Genomic DNA, 24,024 nt, shown 5'->3' on the forward strand with positions numbered 1-24,024 from the left:
AATTAGAATTTTAGTTTCATACCCATATTCCAAGTTCTACCAGAACCGTAGAATACTTTAGCTGTTTGAGCTGTATGGTCTGCACCATCTTGAGCATCAGAAACATAAGCAACATCTAATAAGTTGTCTACATTACCGTAGAAAGTTGTATTGAATGTGCCAATATTGAAGTTGTAACGAACATTCAAATCGATAATGTTGAAATCTTCCATTTTCCAAGCGTTCATTCTGTCTTCAGAGTCGTTACGGCGAGTAGGATCAAATTCAGCATAGTTATTACCGAAGAAGTTATAATCAGCTCCGATTTTTAAACCTTTCACTAATTCATAGTCAAGTCCTAATGCAGCAGTTGTCTGTGCAGAGTTACCAACTTTTAAACCATCAATGTAAACATTTACAGAATCTACAACCTGATTATTTTGGTCATAAATTGGAACGTTTTTCAAGTCATTATCCCATGTCCAATCACCAATAGAAAGCATTGCAGTAAGAGATAATTTTCTTGATACTTGGTATCTACCATCTAATTCAATACCCATGTGCGTAGCATTTACACCTAGTAAGTTAGCAGTAAACTCTTGGTTTACTTGTCTTGTAAATGATCTATCTTTCCATTGTGTGTAATAGATGTTTGCATTACCCTTGAATTTTGATGAACGGTAACCATATCCAACTTCAAACGACATAATTTTTTCGTTTTCAGCATCTTTGTTACCATCATTTGTATAATTAGGGAATACAGAACGGAAGAACGGTGCTCTTGAGATATAACCTGTATTAAAGAATACATTATGGTTTTCAGTAAGGTTATAGTTAACTCCACCTTTAACACTGAAACCTAAGAAATTATATTGATCAGATTTTTGTTCGCCTGGAGTGTAGTTAAAGTAATCGTAGCGAATATATGTTGTATTAGATACAGCACCAGAAATGAATGCCGATAATCTATCTTTAGTATATTCTAATTGACCAAAACCACCTAACCAGTATACCTCACCATCGTTATAGTAAGCTACTTTGTCGCCAACTACAGCTTTTTGATCTGGTTGATTTACGTTTGTAGTGTTTAGGTAATAATTACCACCTAATAAATCTTCAACCTCTCTGTAGTGTTCACCAAGGTAGTATCTAATATCTAAACCACCCATAAAAGTAAGTTCGTCTGTTAATTTATTATCATAAACAGATAAAGCACCAAACCATTTATGGTTGTTGATTGATGATCTTAAGATTGTTTCTGAACCATTTCCAAGTTCGGCAGCATCGATGTTTTCATCACGAATTTGCTCAAAGTTAATTTGTCCATCAGATCTTCTATACGCATCCGTGTCTTTTGATGTACCAAGGAATCCTGTTCCCCCACCGTTACCGATAGATACATAAGCAGATGTAGATAAGTTAGATTTATCATTAATTGTCCAATAATGGTTTAATGAAATTTGAGGTTTGTGATAGTAGTTTGTGTTTAAGTTATACTCTTGACCATCTAAATAACCCCAATCTGAGTTATATTTAATGCCACCATATTTTTGGTACATTTCAATTTCTCTATAAGTTCTTCTTTGACCGTGTGTTTGAGGAGCACCAAATGCTGTAAAAGATAGCATATGTTTTTTGTTGATCTCCTTAGAAACGTTCAAGAAGTAAGAATACCCTTCAAATGAAGTAGCATCTACAAAACCTTGTCCAGTAGTTCTAGAGCCAGAGAATGTTACTGCATAACCATTATCCATTTTACCTGTTGATAATGTTACACCAATTTTTTCTCTACCATCGTTACCAATTCCGTAATAAACATTTCCGCCTTTTTGAGCGTCAGTCGTTTTAGTTAAGATATTGATAGTACCGCCAATAGAAGGTACAGCTACTTTAGAAGCACCTAAACCACGTTGTACTTGCATAGAACGAGTTACATCTGATAAACCTGCCCAGTTAGACCAATATACAGCACCACTTTCCATGTCGTTTACTGGAACACCATTAATCATTACAGCAATGTTTGCAGAACTAAACCCTCTAAGGTTAATTCTAGAGTCACCGTAACCACCACCTTGCTTAGTTGCATAAACACCAGGTGTAGATTTTAAGATTTCCGGGAATTCTTTTGTGCCTAATTTAGTTTCAATACTCTCTGGGTTGATTGTAGAAACTGCTACAGGAGTTTTTCTGTCGATTGCTACAGATGCAATAACTTCAACTTCTGCAAGACCAATTGCATCAGAATTTAATTTAGTTTCTCCAATTGTTATAGTAGAACCTTTAAGTTCTATTTGTTTTTCAATTGAAGTATATCCCACAAAAGAGATAACTAATTTTTTTGTACCTAATAAAGATGTTTTGATAGCGTAGTTACCATCAAAATCTGAAATCGCACCTGTTGTTGTTCCGTCTATAATTACAGAAGCACCAATTACAGGTTCTCCAGTTGCTCCGTCGATCACAGTACCTTTGATCAACGTCGATGATTCTTGTGCATTAATTGATACTGATATCAATAATGAAAGAAGTAGGAGTAAAGTGTTTTTCATAAATGAAAAATTGTGTAGATGAATAATTGGAAGTATTAAATAATGTTGCAAATTTAAGTTTTTATTTCACATTTTTTATATCATTATTTCACCTTAAACAATATTATTTCATCTAACACGTTGATATTTAGCTCGTAATGAAAGTGTTAATAAAGTTAAATGAATAAAACTTCACTTTAAGTTAACATTGCTTAAACAGTTAATTAAAAATATAAAAATAATATTATTTTGACTAGTTTTTTAATGGTAATAGAATCTATTGTTAATGGAGTTTTTGAGAGGTGTAAATTGTTGTTATTAGCAATTTAAACAGTTGATTTTATTAAAATTTAAATTTATACACAAAAAAACACCCTACTTACCGAAGTAAATAGGGTGTACCTGTATGCTTAAACTAAAAGAATAATTAATAATTAGCGTTAGCTAATTACTTTTTACCACCTTTAAGTTGTTGTTTCAAGTTAGCTAATGCATCCAAATCACCTAAAGAAGTTGTAGCTTCTTCGTTTGATCCTTGTGCTGCTGGCTTGTTACCACCTTTTTTAGCTGCTGCTTTCTTAGGAGTAGCAACTGCTGCATTTTCATTGTAAACATGAACATGAGAAAGAAGGATTCTCTTATCATCTTTAGAGAACTCTAATACTTTAAAGTCTAAAGATTCACCTGTTTCAGGGTTAGTTCCATCTTCTTTCTTAAGGTTTTTGCTCATAGAGAAGCCTTCGATACCGTAAGGTAATTCTACTACAGCACCTTTGTCAGATTTAGAAAGGATAGTACCTTTATGAACTGAATCTACAGTGAATACTGTTTCGAAGTGTTCCCAAGGGTTTTCTTCTAATTGCTTATGACCTAAAGCTAAACGACGTTCTTCTGGATTAATTTCAAGAACAACAACATCTAATTGCTCACCTTGTTTGATGAACTCAGATGGGTGCTTGATTTTCTTAGTCCAAGAAAGATCAGAAACGTGTACTAAACCGTCGATACCCTCTTCTAATTCTAAGAATAGACCGAAGTTAGTTAAGTTACGAACAACACCTGAATGTTTAGTTCCAACTGCATACTTCTCTAATAAATCTTTCTTAGTCCAAGGATCTTCAGTTAATTGCTTGATTCCAAGAGACATCTTACGTTCGTCACGATCGATAGTTAATACAACTGCTTCGATTTCGTCACCAACTTTAATGAAGTCTTGAGGATTACGTAAGTGTTGAGACCATGACATTTCAGAAACGTGGATCAGACCTTCAACGCCTGGCATAATTTCTAAGAATGCACCGTAGTCAGCAACATTAACGATTTTACCTTTAACTTTTGCTCCAACTTCAACATCTGTACCAAGAGAATCCCAAGGGTGAGAAGTAAGTTGTTTCATACCTAATGAGATACGTTTCTTGTCATCATCAAAGTCAAGAACAACAACGTTAACTTTTTGGTCAAGTTGTAATACTTCCTCTGGATGAGAGATACGTCCCCAAGAAATGTCTGTAATGTGAAGAAGACCATCTACACCACCTAAATCGATGAATACACCGAAGTTTGTCATGTTTTTGATCACACCTTCCAAGATTTGACCTCTTTCTAGGTTGTTCAAGATACGTTGTTTTTGCTCTTCTAAATCTTTTTCGATCAAGATCTTATGAGAAACTACAACGTTGTCGTTAGCATAGTTAATTTTAACTACTTTCAACTCCATCTTCTTACCTACAAATACGTCGAAGTCACGGATAGGCTTCACATCAATTTGAGAACCTGGCAAGAATGCTTCGATTCCAAATATATCAGTGATAAGACCACCTTTAGTTCTACGCTTAATAACACCTTCGATAACTTCGTCGTTATCCAAAGCATTTTGGATATTTTCCCAAGCGCGAACGATTTTAGCTTTTCTACGTGAAAGAACAAGTTGACCATTTACGTCTTCTTGTTGCTCAACAAATACTTCAACTTCGTCGCCTACTTTTAGGTCCGGAGTGTCACGGAATTCGTTAGAAGGTACTAAACCATCAGATTTGAATCCAATGTTTAACACTACATCACGGTCTGTAATAGATACTACAGTAGCTTTAACTACTTCTTTTTCAGTTAATGAATTCAATGTACCTTCGTACATTTTCAACATTTCTTCTCTTTCTGTAGCTGAATAGCCATCACCAAATTCTGAAGAACCTGCTTCGAATTCGTCCCAGTTGAAGTCTTGTGATTGTTCTGACATAATAATAAAGCACTGTTTACGCCCTTTCGCTAGTGCTGTCACGAAAGAGATATAATTAAAATATTGATTTTGTGTAACTTACAGAGCTAGTACGTGGAAGTTACTGTGAATTATAGAGCTAGTACGTATAATTCAGCATGCAAAGGTAAGAATTTATTTTTATAAAATGAAGACCTGTAGTGGCTTAGCTGTTAATTTCTTTAAAGGAGAGGTGGTAATTAAGCCGATAATTAATAAGAAAATTTGTCACTCACTTAATTAATTTACACTCTACATATTCTTTTAAATTGTAGTTTAATAAAAAGAGAGTTAAAAACATTCTAAAACGTTCTTAACTCTCTTCGTTGTGATTTTATAATTTTCTCTTAATTCAAAAGGTCATTAGAAGGAGCAAACCAATTGCCATCTTCATCAATTAAATTAATTAATTCATCTACTGCATTTGCTTCTGGAACAGATCGTTTTACAACTTCTTGGCCTCTATATAAAGTGATCTTTCCTTTTCCAGATCCAACATAGCCATAATCTGCATCAGCCATTTCTCCTGGGCCATTAACAATACAGCCCATAATTCCGATTTTTACACCTTTTAGGTGGTCAGTTCTTTTTCGGATCATAGCTGTAGTTTCTTGTAGATCAAATAATGTTCTACCACAAGAAGGACAAGAAATATATTCTGTTTTTGTCATTCTAGTACGTGCAGCTTGCAAAATACCAAAAGCCAACCTGTTGCTAACTTTTAAGTTGTTTAGTAAATCAACTTTGTTTGTAGCAGCTAAGGGTTTTAATAAGGCTCCATCACCCAAACCATCTATTAATAGACCGCCAATATCTGTCGAACTATAAAGTTGGAGTTGATCGGCATCTACATTTTTATATTCTCTCTCAATAACTACAGGTAATTGTAAGTTATCTGTGTAAAATTTAAAAAGAGAAGCTCTGAGTTCTGGCATTGCATGTTCATTACTTGTATGTAAAATAAGAACTACATTATTATAAGCTGCCAATTCTGTGAGAACAATCGGAGTAAATTCGTTAAATGTTCCTCTAACAAAGTTAATTGATGGGTGAACTTCACTTGCTTTAAAGAAATTTTCTATACTAAATAAAGGAATTGCTTCAGAATTTTCTTCCCAAGCAATTGCGTCAATAATATTTTTCAGGCCATTTGGAGCCATGAAAGGTAATGTTTCTACTCCTGTGTAAATATAATCAGCACCATGATCAGACATTCCCCACTTATCTGTAGCAGGTAAATAATGATGACCAATATTTTTAAGGTCTGACATTTCGATAGAATCAACTTGACTGAAGTCAGCAACTACTCTAGGTACATTGTGATCGCCAAAGTTTTCTACTTCGATTGTTTTTCTTCTTTCGTATTTAAACGGATTCTTAGGAGATACATTTATTGAGGTTGAAATAGGTGAACTATTTTTAGCTCTATGTTCATACCTTTTAATTAAGGCTTCTGCTACAGGAGCTTCTGCTTCTGGTGCTTCTGTAAGAGATACACGCACAGTATCACCAAGTCCGTCTTCTAATAGAGTTCCAATACCAACTGCAGATTTTACTCTTCCATCTTCTCCATCACCTGCTTCAGTAACTCCTAAATGTAATGGGTAAGGTTTTAAGCCTTCTTCGTTCATTTTTTGGACAAGCAAACGGTATGCTTGGACCATAATCTGTGTATTACTTGCTTTCATGGAAAGAACGATCTCATGGTAATCAAGATCATTACAAATTCTTAAAAATTCAAGTGCAGATTCTACCATTCCTAGGGGAGTATCACCGTATCTACTTAAAATGCGGTCAGATAAAGAACCATGGTTTGTACCAATACGCATTGCTGTACCATGTTCTTTACAAATTTCTACCAAAGGAATAAAACGTTCACGAATCCTTTCTAATTCTTCTTTGTAAGTAGCGTCATCATACTCAATGAAATCAAACTTCTTCTTATCAGCATAATTTCCAGGGTTGATACGTACTTTTTCAATAATACGAGCAGCAACTTCTGCGGCATTTGGAGTAAAATGTATATCAGCCACTAAAGGTACTTTGTAACCTCGAGCTAATAATCCATCTTTTATATTCTGAAGGTTTTCAGCTTCTTTAATACTAGGTGCAGTAATTCTTACGTACTCACATCCAGAATCAACCATACGAATTACTTCTTCGATTGATCCTTCAGTATCCATTGTATCAACAGTTGTCATAGATTGTACTCTAATTGGGTTTGTTCCACCCATTGGTACATCTCCAATATTAACGGTAACGGTAGTTCTTCTTTCGTACGCGTTGATGTTGTCACAATATAAATTTGCTTGTATCTCTTCTTTTTTCATTTGGAATGATTATTTGAGGCAAAAATACAGATTAATTTTAATTAAGAATTATAAAAGGTGATTTAAGGCACTCAAAATTTTAGTATATGGTATCGATTGAATATTGTTAGTAATTAAATTGCTTAATTTCTTCCAAGTACAACATCTGATTAAAACTGATAAGTAGGTGTTTTGTTCAAAAAGATAAAATAAAAAAAGGTCCAAAATTTCAATTTTGGACCTTTGATTTTTATATCTATTATTTAGACGTTCATTAATGAGTCTCTTCTTCTCATTTTTCCTGCTGGAATACCGAACATCATTTTAAATCTTCTACAGAAGTAAGCGGTGTCTTTATAACCAACTTCAGAACCAATTGCACGAATACTCTTTCTAGAAGTACGTAGTAATTCTACGGCTTTTTCCATTCTTTGGTATTCAATGTAATCTTGAGGATTAATACCTGTCAACATTTTGAAATACTGACCTACATAATCTTCAGATACATTAGCTACATTGGCTAATATTTTATTTGATAGATCACTTGAAAGATTGTCTTTGATAAAGTTAAAGATATCAATAAGACGAGGATCTTTAAAGTAATTACTATTTGTAGCAATTTGCTCAACAAATAATTTATTCTCTAAAACATGGCGGAATACTTCGATAACCGCATATTCAGTCAGGTTAGTAGCAATTCTATCTTTACCTGCTTTTTCACCTAAAGATTCTTTGTAGATCTTGTTGATTGCTTCGTTAACAACATCTTGGCAAGGAATAACGAAAGGAGGGATGTCTAAAGAATTGAAGAAGTTTACAGAATCAAATGCTTTTGCATCAAATGTTACAGATGTAAAACTAGTCTGTATTGTGTGAATAGAGACATCGTCAGTGATTTTTCTTAAATAAGAATCTCTATCATTGATAAAGCTTTCATTTGTTACTTCAGTGACATCAGTATTACCAAAAGCAATCTCTACAGATTTACCTCCTGGTATAAATACTAAGTCGCCTTTTTGAGCAACTTCATTTTCGCTTATTGCGATAACACCCTCTTTAACCTGAATTAAAGTGTTTTGGACATCATAAAAGTTTGAAACTTTTACAGAGCGGATAACATTTAAGCTGTTCGATCTTATAAACTTGATGTTTAAAGATTCGATGATTTTGTTGTAATCTTCAATCATAGTCATTTGTAATTAAAAAGGAGAAATAACTACAGTACTAGCTGTTGGGTTAGACATTAGTTATACAAAATGTACAATTTCTTCTTTTATAATAGTGTTTATTTACCTTATGAAAATAGGAATAAAACTATGTCATTAATAGTTAATAATAGTTCCATTACATAAATAAACTAATAATGAATCTTAAAATCAAGCATTATTTTATCTTTTTTTAATTATAGACAAATAGACTATCTTGAATTAGTGCAAAAATCTATGAAAATTTTCACTTTTTGAAAGAATAGTGATAAAAGATTATTTAAAGAATTCCATAAAAAAAGTTCAACTTAGAAAAACACAGTATTTACCTATGCAGTCTAAATTGAACTATTATTATTTAATTGTAGTGTAATTTCCTTGTCCGTAAAGCAAAGGTTTCGCTTCATTCTCCTCGTTCAGCTCTATATTGATCATTTTCCCAACAAAAATACTATGTGAGAAACCATTATGACTCTCAGCAAGCTCACAATGTATATTTACAAGTGCATTATCTAAATTATAAAAATCGTTTTTAAGCTTCCAGTCTCCCAAAGAAAATTTATCTTCTCCATGAAGTCCTTTATAACCTGCAAAACAATTAGAGATTTCAGTCATCTCTTCAGAAAGTATGTGCACAGAAAAAACTTTATTCTGTGTTACCTGTTCGTGAAAATCACTTTTTTTGTTTACACATACAACCAAACTAGGAGGTGTGTCTGATAGAGAGGATACGGCTGTAGCAGTGATGCCATTCTTGCCTGCAACTCCATTTGTACTTACAACTGTTACGGTAGCTGTAAGGTGTTTCATAGCAGCTTTAAATAAAGTCGTATCCATTGTTTCTATTTGCATTGATCGTTTAATTCTTTTTTCTTAATTCTTGATGAAGTTTACCAATTTCAACTTCAAGTTCAATAACTCTCTTTTGAGCGGTGTTTAATTCTGATTTAGTATTAATCATCATCATCAAGCTTTCTTTCATGGCTTTTTCTTGTTCAGCCAATTGTTCATTTCTGATTTGAGCTTTGTCTAATAAAATCCTTAACTCTTTTTCTTTTTTATCTTGATCAGAAATATCTTGTATATAAGCTATTCTTCTAAGCTCGTTATTTGTTGTAATTTCTGTGATAAACACTAAAGCGGTAAAAACTTCACCAGAAGTACGCTTCAGTTTCATAGTCTTTCTATTATTCAGTGCTCTATCGTAAGTTTTACCAAGAACATCTTGAATGTTTTGACCTTCTGCTACAATACCTATTTGGAATATATGTGATGCAGCCGGGTTTAATCTCAGAATATTACCGTTTTCATCAAAAGCAATCATAGCATCCATTGCTCTTTCAAAGAAAAGTAAACTTTCTTCTTCTTGAGCCTCAAGTTGTTGCTGTTTAATTTCCATCTCTCTTTTTGTATCTTCTAAAAGAAGCATACTTTCTTTAAGAGATTCTTCTTTCAATTTTAATTGCTCATTTGTTCTTTGCGATTCATCAAGAAGTTCGTTTGTTCTTACTGTAGAATTAATAGTTCTAATAGTAAGTGCAATAGAAGGAGCGATCTCTATTAAGAGTGATTTTTCTTGTTCGTTAAACCCTTTTAATGAGGCAACTTCAATTACTCCAACAACATCATTTTTAATAGCCAAAGGAACAATGTATATGTTTTTTGGTAGTGCTTCTCCCAACCCAGATTGAATTGGAGTATAGTCATCAGGAATAGATTCTATTAATGTTGGAGAGTTTTTTAGAAAGACTTCCCCAACCTGACCTTCTCCTTTGTTATAGGTATCTCCAACTTTTTTTCTTCTATGTTGACTATAACAAGCAGTAATTTCAAGCTTTTCAGTTTCTACATTGTATAAATAAAATGCACCTAAAGTTGCTTGCATATACTCTGTAATCTCTCTAAGTGTTTTAGTACTTAATTTATTAATATCTTTTACAGATAAAAGTAGCTCAGAAATAGAAGATAAACCAGATGCAATCCATCCTTGGCTTTCTACATTTTCTTTCTGAATTCTTACCTGATCTCTCATAGAGATTAAAAGGTTACCAAGTATGTCATTTTCATGAATATTATATTCTTCATATAATTTGCCGTTTTCAATATCCTGAGCAAGTTTGGTGTTCTCATCAATGTGCATCTGATCTTCTAAGAAAATTGCATAACGTGCATTTCTAAAAGATTGGTTTTTTAATTGATTTGAAATAAACATACAAACCCCATAAAAGAATAGAGTAACTAAAGGGACTGAAACTAAACCTCTAAAAGAACGTGTTTCAATACTAGTGTTTATCAGTTCTGTTAACCACATATCTGTACCTAATAATGCCATTGATATATACATCAATAAGGTCATCATAAAATATACAGTAATTAGCGTCCAACTTTGATAAAGCGTAATTAGCGCAAGAACACCAAAAAAGGCAAATTGAGCATAAGGTGTATGCGGGGCAACAATTAGATATTGTAACTGGAATAGAAAAAATGTAAATGCCAATACATATCTAGGAGTAGTAGAACTTGTTCCAGAATAAAGTAAAATGAAATACACAAAGCTACTCGCTAAAGCAAGACCAAGTGCTAAAATCCAATTTCCAGATTCAAAAGATAATCCAATCGCCAAAGTAAACATACCCAGAAGGGTATACTGCATAGCACGATCTAATCGTTTGAAATTCTCTGAATAATAACCTTCAACGCGTTCGCGGGAGGGTGTATATTTATCAACTTCTTGTTGAATTGACATAATAAAAAATCTATTGTCTATATATAACTTACCCCGTTATATTACTTTTCTTCGTAAGGGGGCTTAGTTTTAATACGAAATCCTTTGCTAGATATTGCAGACCCACAAAAAACTCCTACAACTAAACCATCACTTTTACTGTCTAAAGCAAGAATATTTGATGGGACATTTGCTAATGGTGTAGCAAAAAGCCCTCCATTTGACATTTGTGATTTGGCTTGACTCATAAAATCAAATGCATTTTCTGTCATAGAATGAATTTCACAATACACAGAATCATTAATTTGATAGAGTGGTTTCTTCGCTTCTTGCTCATCGTCAGATAGTCTTGGGTTAATACTATTTCTAACAGGAGGAATAAAATAAGTATCTTCTTTTATTACATCTCCATAATCACTTCTGCCGGGAGTAATATCAAAAGCAAGAGACATTTCATTCGATTTATTTAAAAGCGAATCGTTTTTCCATGTCTTTATCCAATAGCAATCAGCAGGACCAGCAAAATCTTTAGCCCAAAGTTCTCCATAAATTACTTCGGGGTAATCATCAGATGCTACTTGAGTCTTAAAAGTAAGAGAGTCAATCACTGGTGTTCTCTCTAAAGAAGTAAATGCTTCGAAATGAACGTCTACGCCAGTAAATTCAGCAGTCACTTCTAAACGGTAATAGTTATTGTACAAACCATCACTGTCTCTGTCAAAATCAGAAGGACGCTGTCTTACTAATAAAGTATCTGCTAAAGTTGCAGGGGTCCAAGTGTAATATCCATCTTTGTCATAAGTGAAATCCATTGTCGTGTTATTGACAAGGTTATGTATTTTGACAGTTGCGTTCTCTACATATGGAGGAGCATCAGAATTAAAATAACCTGTGGTAGATACTAAGCGTATTTTTTGTGTCTCAAATTTATTATTGATCCACCCATCTACAACTATTTGAGGTCTCCCAGTGGCTAAATCTACAGTAATTACATCTTCACAAGATATTAAGGTGAAAATGAAAAAGTAGATGATATATTGAATATTTTTGAATGTCATTTTAATTACCATTTGAAGTTGAATGATACTGAAGGGATAATAGTTCCTATTACAGAAAGTTGAATTGCTTGGTTTGGTGCTGGTACACCTTGTCCAGGTCTTTCTGTGTCTGGTTGAAAATAAATAGAGTAAGGGTTTTTACGAGCATAAGTATTGTAAAAGCCAAATACCCAATAATGTTCCCATCTTCTTTCGGGTTTCTTTTTACCATTTAAAGTGGCAGATATATCTAATCTATGGTAGTAAGGTATTCTTTGATTATTTCTTACACCATCTACATTATGAGGGATTCCATACCCTTGCACCTGTATTTGGTTTGTAGGGAATGTACTCGGAGTACCCGTAACAAAAGAGAAGTTACCAGATAGTGACCATCTCTCGTTGATATCATAAAAAGTACTTACTGTTAAGTTGTGTGCTTGGTCAAATCGAGTAGGGTAATATTCACCTAAGTTAATGCCGTCTGTTTTTTGCTCAGATCTTGCCAAAGTATAACTAATCCAACCCGTAAAACGTCCTTTATTCTTTTTAAGGTAAAGTTCTAAACCGTAAGCTTGTCCAGTAGAGTTTAGTAAATCACCTTCTAAATATTGATTTAAGAGAAGGTCTGCACCATCAATATAATCAATTAGGTTTTTCATTGGTTTATAATATACCTCAGTAGAAAGTTCAAATGTGTTGTCTTTTAAATTCTTGAAATACCCTAGTGCATATTGATCACCAACTTGTGGTTTTATATTGTTAGTACTAGGAGACCAAACATCTAAAGGAGATGCAGCAGTAGTATTCGAAATCAAATGAATATACTGAGCCATGTGATTGTAACTCGCTTTTATAGAATTTCGCTCGTTAAATTGGTATTTCATAGCAAAACGAGGTTCTACACTATAATAAGTCTCTACAGGCTCCCAATCGTCATATACTCTTTCCGATCCTGGTACAGGTTCTTTTCTAGTATTTGGAGTTGCTGCTGCTTGATAATCATAAGTTGTAACAGGTCCCATGTAAGTAAATGAACTTAATCTAACTCCATATTGAAGTGTGATTTTTTCAGATACTTTCTGATCATTTCCTATATACAATGCATTTTCCCAACCATATTGATTTTGCAATTGAAAAGGAGGTAGCTCAGTTCCGCCACTTGTTGCAGTAGTTGTACCTGGTGAGAAATCATAAATAATAGACTGTCCACCAAAAGTAATTGTATTATTCTTTCCTACATACCAAGTAAATTCAGGTTTGAAAGAGTATGTTTTAACTCTTGAGTCCCAGTTGAAAGAATCCGTATCGTTTTGAGAAACACCTAATGCATAATCATAATCTGAAATATAGAAAGTGATATTAGAAAATAGTTTATCATTAAATAAATGATTCCATCTAAAAGTACCCGTTACATTACCCCAACTTGAATTAAATACCGTTGATGATCCAAATTGATCACGTCCCCAATATCCAGATAAAAATATTTTGTTATTCTCATTGATGTCATAATTGATCTTTGCAGTCAAATCCCAAAAATTAAATTTAGAACCTGCTAGATCATCACTTAAAAAAGGTTTAGCTAGAATATCTATATAAGATCTACGTCCAGCAATTAGGAAAGACATTTTATCTTTAATAATTGGAGCTTCTACAGTTAATCTACTAAAAATAGCACCAATACCACCTTGAACTTGTAGCTTTTTAGAGTTCCCTTCTTTCATTCTAACATCTAGAATAGAAGAAATACGGCCACCGTATTGTGCAGGAATACCACCTTTAATTAACTTTACATCTTTAACGGCATCTGGGTTAAATACAGAGAAAAAACCGAAAAGGTGAGAAGAATTAAAAACGGGAGCTTCATCTAATAATACAAGGTTTTGTCCTATACCGCCACCTCTAACATTAAAACCTGTAGCACCTTCACCAACTGTACTAACACCTGGTAATAATTGAATAGATTTAATTACATCAACCTCTCCTAAGAGTGCAGGGACTTTAAGAATAGTTTCAATATCCATTTTTTGTGTACTCATTTGTACATCAGATACATTGGCGTCTTCTCTTTCACCTGTTACTACAATTTCGTCGAGTTCGACATCCATTGTTTCTAACTCGATAGATAATTTCTGATTTTTATCTAAAATTACCTTCTGCAAAGATGTTTTGTAACCAATATACTTGATAATAATATTGTATTCTCCTTCTTTGAGTGATAAAGAGAAAAATCCATAAGGGTTCGTCACAACACCGTCAGTTGTACCTTCGGCATAAACGGTTGCCCCAATTAAAGTTTCTCCATTAGTGGCATCTTTAATAAATCCACTTACTGTGTAATCTTTAGTTTGTCCAAGTACTTGTAAGGACAATAGGAGAGATAAGATTAAGAGTGATAGTCTTGTTTTATACATAAAAAGAGATGTAGAAAGATATAATAGTTCCTTCAAAAAACTGTGTAGAATTTGTTAAATATAAAATCTAAGAGTTTACTTTTTTAAATGATGTAGATTGACAATAGTTTAAACAGAGATACACAGTTCTTTTGAAAATCAAATATCAAATAAAAAATGTTTTGTGAGAAACATTTTCAATAAAATGAGTAATTCCATCTATGAAAAGTTGATTTTAACCTATTAAAATCATCAAAGAGGATATACTAATTACTAATCTGACATTAATTTGTTTTAAAATTAAAAAAATAAATGATTGTGAAGAGTTTCTTTTTTAAATTAGTTAGATAAACATATAAAATTGACCCACACATAGATGATGAACAGAAAAAAGATGTTATCGCAAGTAGAAGCAACAACGTTGTTTGATGTGATAGTTATCGGCGGAGGAGCTTCTGGATTAGGAACTGCTCTTGATAGTACTTTAAGAGGGTACAAAACATTATTATTAGAGAAAGATGATTTTGCAAAAGGTACTTCAAGCAGAAGTACAAAGCTTGCTCATGGCGGAGTGCGTTATTTAAAGCAAGGTGATGTTGGTATGGTGAGAGAAGCATTGCGTGAACGTGGGTTGATGAAAGAAAATGCACCTCATTTAGTGCATGACCAAAAGTTTATTGTTCCTGTTTATGATTGGTGGGATGCACCTTTATATACTACAGGATTAAAAGTATATGATGTAATGGCTGGAAGTCTAGGTTTGGGTAAATCAGAAATGATCTCAAAAGAAAAGACTTTAAAACATATTCCAAACCTTAGTCAAGATGGTTTAATTGGAGGAGTAAGATATTATGACGGTCAGTTTGATGATGCTCGATTGGCGATAACATTAGCACAAACTATCTCAGATTTTGAAGGCAATCTTCTTAATTATGCTGAGGTAGTTGGGTTAGAAAAAGATGAACTTGATAAAGTTGATGGCGTACGTTTTATTGATAGTGAAACAGGTACTGAGCATGTTGTTAAAGGAACTACTGTAGTAAATGCAACAGGCGTTTTTGTAGATCAGATTTTAAGTATGGACGATAAAAACCATAAACCTGTAGTTTCGCCAAGTCAAGGAGTACATATTATTTTAGATAAAGAGTTTTTAAAAGGAGCTTCGTCTATAATGGTACCTAGAACTAGTGATGGTAGAGTATTGTTTGCTGTTCCCTGGTACGATAAAATTGTAGTTGGAACAACAGATACACCGCTAGATTCTATAGATGCTGAACCAAGAGCATTAGAAGAAGAAATTGAGTTTATTCTAAAAACAGCAGGGCAATATTTACAAAAAGCACCTAAAAGATCTGATGTAAGAAGTGTCTTTGCAGGTTTGCGACCTTTAGTAAAGAAACAAGAAGTTGAGACAAAAAATATTTCTCGATCACATAAGATTCTCGTTAATAAGTCAAGTTTAATTACGATAGTAGGTGGTAAATGGACAACTTATAGACAGATGGCAGAGGATGCTGTTGATACAATCGAGAAAGTAGCTCATATTCCATCAGTAAAGTGTATTACAAAAGATTTACTATTACATGGGTACCAACAGGGAGCAGACCGTTTAGATGTAAAAAGTGTTTATGGAAATGATTTACCAAAAATAGAAGCATTAATTACAGAAGCACCTAAGTTAGGAGTTGAGATCCATTCCGATTTACCTTACCGATTTGCAGATGTTTATTGGGGAGTGAAAAATGAAATGGCAAGAACGGTAGAAGATGTTTTAGCAAGGCGTACAAGAAGTTTACTTTTAAATGCGTGTGCAAGTATTGAAGCTGCTCCTGAAGTTGCTAAAATGATGGCAGGGATATTAGGAAAAGATGAAGTTTGGGTTGATAATCAAATTGAAGAATATACCACCTTGGCAAAAGGATATATGTGCTAGATTAAAATTAGAGCATAAAAAAACCACTGTTTACGAACTAAACAGTGGTTTTTTTATGCTATATCAATCCAACTATTTTTTCATAGGAATAATAATTGGGTTGCTGTAACAACCAGAAGGGTAGTTCATATTTAAGAAAGAACAAACCGTTGGTGCAATTTCAGTAATTGTATGTGGTGCATGAGTTTCTCCATGAGGGATATTCCATCCATAGAACATAATAGGTACATGAGTATCATATTTGTATGGAGAGAAGTGGGTTGTTCCACCTTTACCATAATCCATATTATGTGATTTTAAAACACCATAAACATCTGGAGAAAAACGAGGGTTAAAACCATTATATATTAAGCCTTTATAACCTAAAGTATACTCGTTTCTTTCTAAGTCTTTTCCAATAATTGCAGCTGCATATTGCGGCATTGCCATAAACGCTTCTGCGGTAGCCAATTGTACTTCTTCTAAATCAAGTTTCTTTTCTTTAATAAGTTCTCTATCTAAATAAAGTTGACCTGAATAATTAGAAGCAACATATTTTCCTTCTCCAAAACGTGCATTTAATACAGTTTCAATTGCTTGCGTATCTTCTTTGCTGCTAATATTTACAGCCTCAAAATTCATTCTATCGCGCATAAAACCAGCGTTTTGAGCACCAGCATGATCTGCAGTTAAAAAGATAACATAATTTCCTTTCCCTAATTTTTCATCTAAATGATTAATTAAAGTTTCAAGTTCTTTATCTAATTTAATGTACATATCTTCCACTTCCATAGATTGAGGTCCGTATGCATGACCAGCATAATCTGTAGATGAATAACTTACAGCTAAAAGATCTGTAAAATTATCTTGGCCATAATTTTCATTGTCAATAATATGCATAGCCATTTCTGTAACTAACGTATTACCGTATGGAGTGCCTTTAATAATATCGTACTTTCTCCCTGTCTTAGCACGAACTCTATCAGAAGCAACACCTTTTTTGATGCTGTAAGGGAATGTAGGTTCAGATTTACCAGGAAATAAAGATTCATAGGCAGTACTGTCCTCAGTAGAAGCACCATATCTTTCAATAGGTAAAGAAAGCGTCCAATCAGATTTCATGTATTTATCAATTGGTCTTTTCTTTCCTTCATTTAAATCAGTAAGCCATTGTGGTAATTCTTTCATGTAGAAAGAAGAAGTAATCCAATTACCATTTTTCTCGTCTAACCAATATGCACCGTCTCCAGCATGACCAGCAGGTAGAACAGCAGATCTATCTTTAATAGAAACAGCATACACTTTAGATCTAAAATTACTAGCCCATTTAATTTCATCAGATAGGTTTGTAGTAGCTAGTCTATAAGGTGATTTTTGACCGTTCTTACTGTCAGAACCAACAGTCGTGTATCTTTTATCATCAACACAATAAACTCCTTTACCTTTCTCACGATCATAAAAGTTATTGTTTACAATAGAATGATAAGCAGGTGATGTTCCAGAATAAACTGATGCATGACCGGGGCCTGTTACAGTCGGAGCATAGTTGTATTGACCATTTCTTACAAAATAGCCATCGTTTACAAGCTTTTTAAATCCTCCCTCTCCAAAATTATCCCAATACCTCGAGATATAGTCGTACTTCATTTGATCTACAATAATTCCTACAACAGCTTTAGGTTTGTCTTCTGTAAATTGAGCAAACGAAGAAGTGAAGCTCATAAAAGCTACTAAAAAAGATAAAATAACTCTTTTCATATTATTTTTTTGATGTGATAATAAAAGGTTTTGCAATATGCGTGACAGATCTTAAAAAGCAATAGAACATAAGTTTTATTAATAATGAATTAATATTACAGTTGAGATCTTACGAGGAGTTCATCAATCTCTGTAATTAATGCTTCTGTTTTAAAGTCTTTGATTGATAGCGTGATTTGTTTCAGTTTATTTAAAAATTTTTGATGTGCTGGAGTTTTTGGATTAAACGGCCTATGCGCAATTCCTTTCCTTACTTTATCTAATTTTTTAAAAGTATCTTCTGTCTTGGTATCAATCATTCCATTTTTAAAATAAGACCAAATATAATCTATTGCTAAAGTAGAGGGGTGTACCATATCTTCAGTATAAAATCTATAATCTCTCAAATCGTCGATCATAATTTCAAAAGAAGGGAAATATTCTACATTCGCATATTTATTACAGATTTGATGAGTGAAATATCGTAAAAGAGATTTACTAAGATTATTATCTACTAAGCCATTTCTAAAATGCCTTATTGGGGAAACTGTAATAATTATATTAATTTTTTGAGGAAGAAGCCGATGTAAACTGTCAAAAGAAGATAATAACTCCTCTAAATCAAGCAGTCTTTGATTAAATTCTTTAGCCGGAACTTTATGGCAATTCCCAACTATAGAATTTATATCCTTCTTTTCGAAAACAAAAGCAGTTCCCAAAGTAATTAAAAGGTGTGAACAATCTGCTAATTGGTTTCTTACTGATGACGTTATCGATGTGATATCATTCAATAAACCAGCTTCTGAAACTGAAGAAATATCAGAATGGAAATCAAAGTGTTTATAGATCCCATCTATAGCTATAATTTTGTTGCTGTCTATAGGTTTTTCTTCAATTGAATTGGTGATATTTTCGAATATAGAAATCGGATTATACAAAGTTCCAAAAGGGTTTGTAGTGATATTAAATCGATAATCTGCTAATCGATTTCCTATATTTTGAGAAAAACAGGAGCCTATTGAAAATAATTTTGATGAATAATTGATTTTATTTTCGAAGAATACGGGCTCTACAGAGGTTCTGAACGTTTCATTATGCATCATTTTGACAATATACGGTTTTGAAGTTGAAATAATTTTGTCACTGTCAACACAAACATTAGATTTGTAATCGAATTTATTTGAGAGAATCAAAATCGCTTCAAATACTACAATGAAGAAGTTTACATACACAGAGAAAAAAGATACACGCTCAGGATTTGGTGCGGGTTTACACGAATTAGGTAAAATCAATGAGAACGTGGTAGCATTATGTGCTGACCTAACAGGTTCTCTAAAAATGGATGCTTTTAAAGCAGACTTCCCTGAAAGATTCTTTCAAATGGGTATTGCAGAAGCGAACATGATAAATGTAGCTGCGGGTATGACTGTAGGTGGTAAAATTCCTTTTACAGGTACTTTTGCAAACTTCTCAACAAGCCGTGTTTATGACCAAATCCGTCAATCGGTGGCATACTCTGGTAAGAATGTGAAAATTGCAGCATCTCACTCAGGTCTTACGTTGGGAGAGGATGGTGCTACTCACCAAGTATTAGAAGATATCGGTATGATGAAGATGCTTCCTCATATGACGGTAATCAATACTTGTGATTACAACCAAACTAAAGCGGCAACAATTGCTGCTGCATCTCATGACGGTCCTGTTTATTTAAGATTTGGACGTCCATCTATTCCTGTTTTCATGCCGGAAGGCGAATTTGAAATTGGAAAAGCTGTAATGTTGAATGAAGGTACTGATGTAACTATTGTTGCAACAGGACATTTAGTATGGGAAGCTATCTTAGCAGGTGAAAAACTTGCTGAGGAAGGAATTTCTGCTGAAATCATCAATATTCATACAATCAAACCTTTAGACGCAGAAGCAATTCTTAAGTCAGTAAAGAAAACAGGTTGTATCGTAACTGCTGAAGAGCACCAAATTGCTGGTGGTTTAGGCGAAAGTGTTGCAGGTGTATTGACAACTAAATTATTGGCACCACAAGAATTTGTGGCTGTAAATGATACATTTGGTGAGTCTGGTACTCCAGCAGAATTAATGGAAAAATATGGTTTAACTTTTAATGATGTTGTAGCTGCTGCTAAAAGAGCAATAGCTAGAAAAGCATAGTTAGTCCATTCATTTATATTAAAGCCTTATAGTTACTTAACTATAAGGCTTTTTTATTTGTCAATAAATGATTGAAATTAAAATGAATCCGTATATTTACTATATAATCTGTAAAATCATGTTTGCGTAAACAACTAAATAACTAACACATTTCTGCTACTTTTTAGCAGTTGTATCCAAAATGAAAAATCTTTTAAGTATTCTATTCATTTTATCTTCTCTAGTGTCGTTTGGTAAACATTCAGCAGAAGATGAAATCCCCAAATTTGATAGTCTTATTTCAATCTTTGAGGCAAAAAATGTTTCTGATTCTATTCGAATATCAGCTGCTCTAGAACTTGCGTGGCTTCATAGAAATATATCTCCCGATAATGCTTATTTATACGCCAAAATTTCTGAAGATTTAAGTAAGGCGAATAACATGATTAATCAAGAAATCTTGGCTATTAGCTATGGTGGTATTGCTCTTAGAAATAAAGGTGAATATCAAAAAGCAATGAAAGATTTTATGCGTGCTTTAGATAAATCTGTTGCGATTTCTTCTGATGAAGATCAAGGATATGCCCATATTAATATTGCATCAGTAAATATTTATCAAGAGAACTTTAATGAAGCTGTTATTCATTTAGAGATGGCAGAAATAATCTCTAAAAAGCTGAAAGATAAAAGAATGCAGGGATACGTAATGACAAATTACGGTAGGGTATACCAAGGTACAGGGTTATTTAAAAAGGCCGTTGATAATTTTAATGACGCGCTTAACTTAAGGAAAGAGGATAATGATATTTATGGTCAAATTGTTACCTATTCTGATTTTGGAAAAGTGTACTCAGAGATTGGATTATTTGATGAGGCATTAGTTTATCTTTTAAAATCAATGGAACTCAATGATGAAAATATTGATGATTCTGATAAAATGGTAAGCACGCTAACTGATATAGCATTTATATATAGAGAGCAAGGTGATTACGATAAAGCAGAGTATTACGCTAGAAAAGCGGCAGATATCTCTGTTAGGATTGGAGCAAAGCATATGGCTTTAAATGCTTTTACCGAATTAAAAAATATTGCAAGGTTAAAAGGCTACTACAAAAAAGCTTTAAAATATGATGATCTAATAGAAGCTTATCAAGATACTATTTTTAGTGAGGAGGTAAGAATGAAATTAGCAGAATTAAATGTTCGATACTTAGTAGCTCAGAGAGTAAAAGAAAATGAAATTCTTAAGAAAGATCAGGAGTTAAATGAAATAATAATTGAGCGCCAAGCAATAATAACTATTTCAGCGTTTTTCTTGATTTTAATTCTTGGCTTGTCTATCTATTTTCTAACTATCGAAAATAAAAATAAAAGAAACGTCAATAGAAAATTAAAAACTCAAAAAAATGAGTTAGAAATTCAATCAACAGAAATTCAAAGAATAAACCAGTTATTACAAGCAAAATCTCAGGATATTATGGATAGTATTAACTATGCAAAAGGAATCCAGAAAGCGATTTTGCCTAATTGGACAAATGTTAAACAATTATTGCCAAATTCTTTTGTTTTTTTCCAGCCAAGAGACATTGTTTCTGGAGACTTCTATTGGTTTAAGATGATTGATGAGACAAAAGGTGTTCTAATTGCTGCAGATTGTACAGGGCACGGTGTACCTGGTGGATTTATGAGTATGGTTGGAGAAACTGCTTTAGAGTATATTGTAGAGTCTCAGAATGTATACAACCCAACATTGATTCTAGAAGAATTACATGCAAGACTTTCTAGTATTCTTAAACAAAAGAATACAGGGAATATGGACGGTATGGATGTAGCAGTTTGTTATATAGATAAAAGTACTTCTACAATAGATTTTGCTGGTGCTGGAATGTCTATGACAATTGTAGAGAATAACACTCACCAAATTATTAAAGGTTCTTCTAGGGGAGTAGGAGGCGTGAGTACTTTTGCTTCTACCGAAACACACTCATTTAATATGGGTACTGATAAAATGTTTTTCCTCTATTCAGATGGTTTTGCAGATCAGTTTGGTGGAACAAAAGGCAAGAAATTAAAAAGTCCCAATTTTAGAAAAATACTAGAAGCTTGTTATCAAATTCCCGTTAAGGATCAGAAATTATTTATTAAAACGCAGTTTGATTCTTGGAAAGGAGAAGAAGAACAAGTAGATGATGTAATGGTAATTGGCTTTACTATGTAAGTGCTTTTTTTAAATCAATGCATTAATTACTAGCCGTATATTTACATAAAAAAAGGTTGATATAATTTACTATATCAACCTTTTTTTAATTATTCGCCCTTAGGTGGGTCTGGAATAATCTCTTCTACATTCTTTATTTTGTTTAGACTTCTTGTCTTACCAAATAATTCAATAGATTTTTTGTTGTAAGCCAGTGCTGCTTCTTTTGCAGTTTTATAAGTGCCAAGTGAAATTGGTTTTTTATCCTTATAGATTACTGCTCTGTAGTTATATTTATCCTTTACAACTCCAATGTATCCAGTTTTATTATGTTTGGATGGAGTGTTTCTTTTAATGTCTGATCTATCAGCATAGGCAAGATTTTTAAGTCTGCAATCTAGCCTATTGCCATTCACAATACGTATTAGCGTCTGATCTGTGTTTGGAGGTCCTATAAATTTCTCCGCAACCATTTTGTGTAAATAGATCGTGTCAGTTTTATATTTACCATTGCTTTGTCTCCACGATTTTTGAAACACAGCACGTCCAGATGAATGCTCTCTTAAATTATAGATAAAATCAAGACTTTTTAAATAGGGATTATCACGTAAATATTCATATACGTGATCATCTACAATTACTTGATTTGGAGAATTTTTAAGTTGTAGTTTGACTAACATAGTTGGAAGGGGCTGACTTTTGTAACAGTTAGATGGTTTTATACATCAACAGTTTCAATGTTCTGCTTATCTAAAGCGAATTTTTTATTTCTTGTTTTTATAGCATCATGCTTTTGTTTTGCTTCATGCCAATTCTTATTTATGATTTCGATAACTTCTTCTTTCTTTTTAGAAGTGATCTCTTGATATAGACCAAGTTTTTTACGACCTGCTCTGTTCTTTACACTGTTAGAAGCACGCAAACAACCAATTTCTTTAAGCTTTTCAGAAACTTTAGAAAAGATTAAACCCATCTTTTGTTCCTCTGTTTCTCTCATTAATTGATTACGATAATTCATTAAGTTCCCTAAGATCAGGCTATAATCTTTAGTCCCGATTTCTCTCAGTTCACCTGGATAGTTCTTTCTCTTTCTCATTAGTTTGTTAAGTCTTTTCTAGCAACGACCTTTATTGAAGAATATTAATTAGTTGTTAAATAAGTCAAATACATTGAATTATACAATTAAATCAGTCTTAATTTCAATTATTTGTCAATATAAATAGAATATAAGAAGTTTTTTTTTGTTATCTGTAAACAAAGTATTACTATTGCCTACTGAATTAGTAGGGTAATAAACAAATTTGAATTTTCACTGATCTTTTTATGTTAGCTGATAGAATAATAGAGAAGAAAATACAGGCCGATGAAGTAGCTGAACAAGAAGCTGTAAAATCTGGTGCTGCCCCAAAACCAAGGTGGGTGAGTATTGCTAAATCAGTGTCTTGGCGAATTGTAGGAACAATAGATACAATAACTATATCATATCTCATTACTGGCGAAGTTAAAATGGCTCTTTCAATCGGGTCATTCGAAGTTTTCTCAAAAATGGCTCTTTATTACTTTCATGAAAGAGCTTGGGAAAAATTTAGTAAATAATTTTTCA

The 24,024-nt window shown here is 33.1% G+C and carries 16 protein-coding genes; 4 read left to right on the forward strand and 12 right to left on the reverse strand.

Features of this window, described 5'->3' with window-relative positions; all coding sequences use genetic code 11:
• Positions 1 to 2: 2 nt before the first annotated feature.
• From EI427_RS06075 to EI427_RS06110, 8 genes are all read right to left on the reverse strand, one after another.
• Entirely contained in the window at positions 3 to 2,528 is a 2,526-nt protein-coding gene (locus tag EI427_RS06075) for a TonB-dependent receptor (protein ID WP_126612701.1), read from the reverse strand.
• Between the two features lie 427 nt (positions 2,529 to 2,955).
• The gene (gene rpsA / locus EI427_RS06080) at positions 2,956 to 4,743 is read right to left on the reverse strand and encodes a 30S ribosomal protein S1 (protein ID WP_126612703.1); all 1,788 of its coding nucleotides are present in this window, start codon (positions 4,741 to 4,743) and stop codon (positions 2,956 to 2,958) included.
• 365 nt (positions 4,744 to 5,108) lie between these two features.
• Positions 5,109 to 7,091, reverse strand: a complete 1,983-nt coding sequence (gene ispG / locus EI427_RS06085; protein ID WP_126612705.1) for a (E)-4-hydroxy-3-methylbut-2-enyl-diphosphate synthase — start codon at positions 7,089 to 7,091, stop codon at positions 5,109 to 5,111.
• A 242-nt stretch (positions 7,092 to 7,333) separates the two neighbouring features.
• Positions 7,334 to 8,254 carry a helix-turn-helix domain-containing protein gene (locus tag EI427_RS06090; protein ID WP_126618343.1) on the reverse strand — a complete coding sequence of 307 codons (921 nt, stop codon included), beginning with the start codon at positions 8,252 to 8,254 and terminating at the stop codon, positions 7,334 to 7,336.
• Between the two features lie 375 nt (positions 8,255 to 8,629).
• Positions 8,630 to 9,127 carry a flavin reductase family protein gene (locus EI427_RS06095; protein ID WP_126612706.1) on the reverse strand — a complete coding sequence of 166 codons (498 nt, stop codon included), beginning with the start codon at positions 9,125 to 9,127 and terminating at the stop codon, positions 8,630 to 8,632.
• 7 nt (positions 9,128 to 9,134) lie between these two features.
• Positions 9,135 to 11,021, reverse strand: a complete 1,887-nt coding sequence (locus tag EI427_RS06100; RefSeq protein WP_126612708.1) for a GAF domain-containing protein — start codon at positions 11,019 to 11,021, stop codon at positions 9,135 to 9,137.
• A 41-nt stretch (positions 11,022 to 11,062) separates the two neighbouring features.
• Positions 11,063 to 12,058, reverse strand: a complete 996-nt coding sequence (locus EI427_RS06105) for a DUF4249 family protein (protein ID WP_170178405.1) — start codon at positions 12,056 to 12,058, stop codon at positions 11,063 to 11,065.
• 5 nt (positions 12,059 to 12,063) lie between these two features.
• A complete protein-coding gene (locus EI427_RS06110) occupies positions 12,064 to 14,451 on the reverse strand; it encodes a TonB-dependent receptor (protein ID WP_126612712.1) in 2,388 nt (795 codons plus the stop codon).
• A gap of 355 nt (positions 14,452 to 14,806) precedes the next feature.
• On the opposite strand from EI427_RS06110, the gene EI427_RS06115 reads away from it, so the two are divergent.
• Entirely contained in the window at positions 14,807 to 16,363 is a 1,557-nt protein-coding gene (locus EI427_RS06115) for a glycerol-3-phosphate dehydrogenase/oxidase (RefSeq protein ID WP_317125738.1), read from the forward strand.
• Positions 16,364 to 16,435: 72 nt separating this feature from the next.
• Here EI427_RS06115 and pafA read toward each other — a convergent pair whose 3' ends face one another.
• On the reverse strand, positions 16,436 to 18,100 hold the full coding sequence (pafA, locus tag EI427_RS06120; RefSeq protein ID WP_126612724.1) for an alkaline phosphatase PafA: 1,665 nt from the start codon (positions 18,098 to 18,100) through the stop codon (positions 16,436 to 16,438).
• Positions 18,101 to 18,195: 95 nt separating this feature from the next.
• Entirely contained in the window at positions 18,196 to 19,182 is a 987-nt protein-coding gene (locus EI427_RS06125; RefSeq protein ID WP_126612726.1) for a GSCFA domain-containing protein, read from the reverse strand.
• A gap of 109 nt (positions 19,183 to 19,291) precedes the next feature.
• Between EI427_RS06125 and EI427_RS06130 the strand changes: the two genes are divergently transcribed.
• Positions 19,292 to 20,245, forward strand: a complete 954-nt coding sequence (locus EI427_RS06130; RefSeq protein WP_126612728.1) for a transketolase family protein — start codon at positions 19,292 to 19,294, stop codon at positions 20,243 to 20,245.
• 181 nt (positions 20,246 to 20,426) lie between these two features.
• Entirely contained in the window at positions 20,427 to 22,442 is a 2,016-nt protein-coding gene (locus tag EI427_RS06135) for a tetratricopeptide repeat protein (RefSeq protein ID WP_126612730.1), read from the forward strand.
• Between the two features lie 89 nt (positions 22,443 to 22,531).
• Here EI427_RS06135 and EI427_RS06140 read toward each other — a convergent pair whose 3' ends face one another.
• Together EI427_RS06140 and EI427_RS06145 are read right to left on the reverse strand one after the other, a co-directional pair.
• Positions 22,532 to 23,101, reverse strand: coding sequence for an AP2/ERF family transcription factor (locus EI427_RS06140; RefSeq protein WP_126612731.1), 570 nt, complete (start codon positions 23,099 to 23,101; stop codon positions 22,532 to 22,534).
• A gap of 38 nt (positions 23,102 to 23,139) precedes the next feature.
• Entirely contained in the window at positions 23,140 to 23,517 is a 378-nt protein-coding gene (locus tag EI427_RS06145; protein WP_126612733.1) for a hypothetical protein, read from the reverse strand.
• Positions 23,518 to 23,744: 227 nt separating this feature from the next.
• Between EI427_RS06145 and EI427_RS06150 the strand changes: the two genes are divergently transcribed.
• Entirely contained in the window at positions 23,745 to 24,017 is a 273-nt protein-coding gene (locus EI427_RS06150; RefSeq protein ID WP_126612735.1) for a DUF2061 domain-containing protein, read from the forward strand.
• Positions 24,018 to 24,024: the final 7 nt, after the last annotated feature.

It is taken from the genome of Flammeovirga pectinis (assembly GCF_003970675.1).
Classification (GTDB): Bacteria; Bacteroidota; Bacteroidia; order Cytophagales; family Flammeovirgaceae; genus Flammeovirga; species Flammeovirga pectinis.

Bases quoted from the DNA above. Each gene is read 5' to 3' on its own strand.
- EI427_RS06105 (WP_170178405.1), bottom strand. From the start codon at position 12,058: ATGACATTCAAAAATATTCAATATATCATCTACTTTTTCATTTTCACC.
- EI427_RS06140 (WP_126612731.1), bottom strand. From the start codon at position 23,101: ATGTTAGTCAAACTACAACTTAAAAATTCTCCAAATCAAGTAATTGTA.
- ispG (WP_126612705.1), bottom strand. From the start codon at position 7,091: ATGAAAAAAGAAGAGATACAAGCAAATTTATATTGTGACAACATCAAC.
- EI427_RS06110 (WP_126612712.1), bottom strand. From the start codon at position 14,451: ATGTATAAAACAAGACTATCACTCTTAATCTTATCTCTCCTATTGTCC.
- EI427_RS06130 (WP_126612728.1), top strand. From the start codon at position 19,292: ATGAAGAAGTTTACATACACAGAGAAAAAAGATACACGCTCAGGATTT.
- EI427_RS06145 (WP_126612733.1), bottom strand. From the start codon at position 23,517: ATGAGAAAGAGAAAGAACTATCCAGGTGAACTGAGAGAAATCGGGACT.
- EI427_RS06135 (WP_126612730.1), top strand. From the start codon at position 20,427: ATGAAAAATCTTTTAAGTATTCTATTCATTTTATCTTCTCTAGTGTCG.
- EI427_RS06125 (WP_126612726.1), bottom strand. From the start codon at position 19,182: ATGATGCATAATGAAACGTTCAGAACCTCTGTAGAGCCCGTATTCTTC.
- EI427_RS06115 (WP_317125738.1), top strand. From the start codon at position 14,807: ATGATGAACAGAAAAAAGATGTTATCGCAAGTAGAAGCAACAACGTTG.
- EI427_RS06075 (WP_126612701.1), bottom strand. From the start codon at position 2,528: ATGAAAAACACTTTACTCCTACTTCTTTCATTATTGATATCAGTATCA.
- EI427_RS06095 (WP_126612706.1), bottom strand. From the start codon at position 9,127: ATGCAAATAGAAACAATGGATACGACTTTATTTAAAGCTGCTATGAAA.
- EI427_RS06150 (WP_126612735.1), top strand. From the start codon at position 23,745: ATGTTAGCTGATAGAATAATAGAGAAGAAAATACAGGCCGATGAAGTA.
- EI427_RS06100 (WP_126612708.1), bottom strand. From the start codon at position 11,021: ATGTCAATTCAACAAGAAGTTGATAAATATACACCCTCCCGCGAACGC.
- pafA (WP_126612724.1), bottom strand. From the start codon at position 18,100: ATGAAAAGAGTTATTTTATCTTTTTTAGTAGCTTTTATGAGCTTCACT.
- rpsA (WP_126612703.1), bottom strand. From the start codon at position 4,743: ATGTCAGAACAATCACAAGACTTCAACTGGGACGAATTCGAAGCAGGT.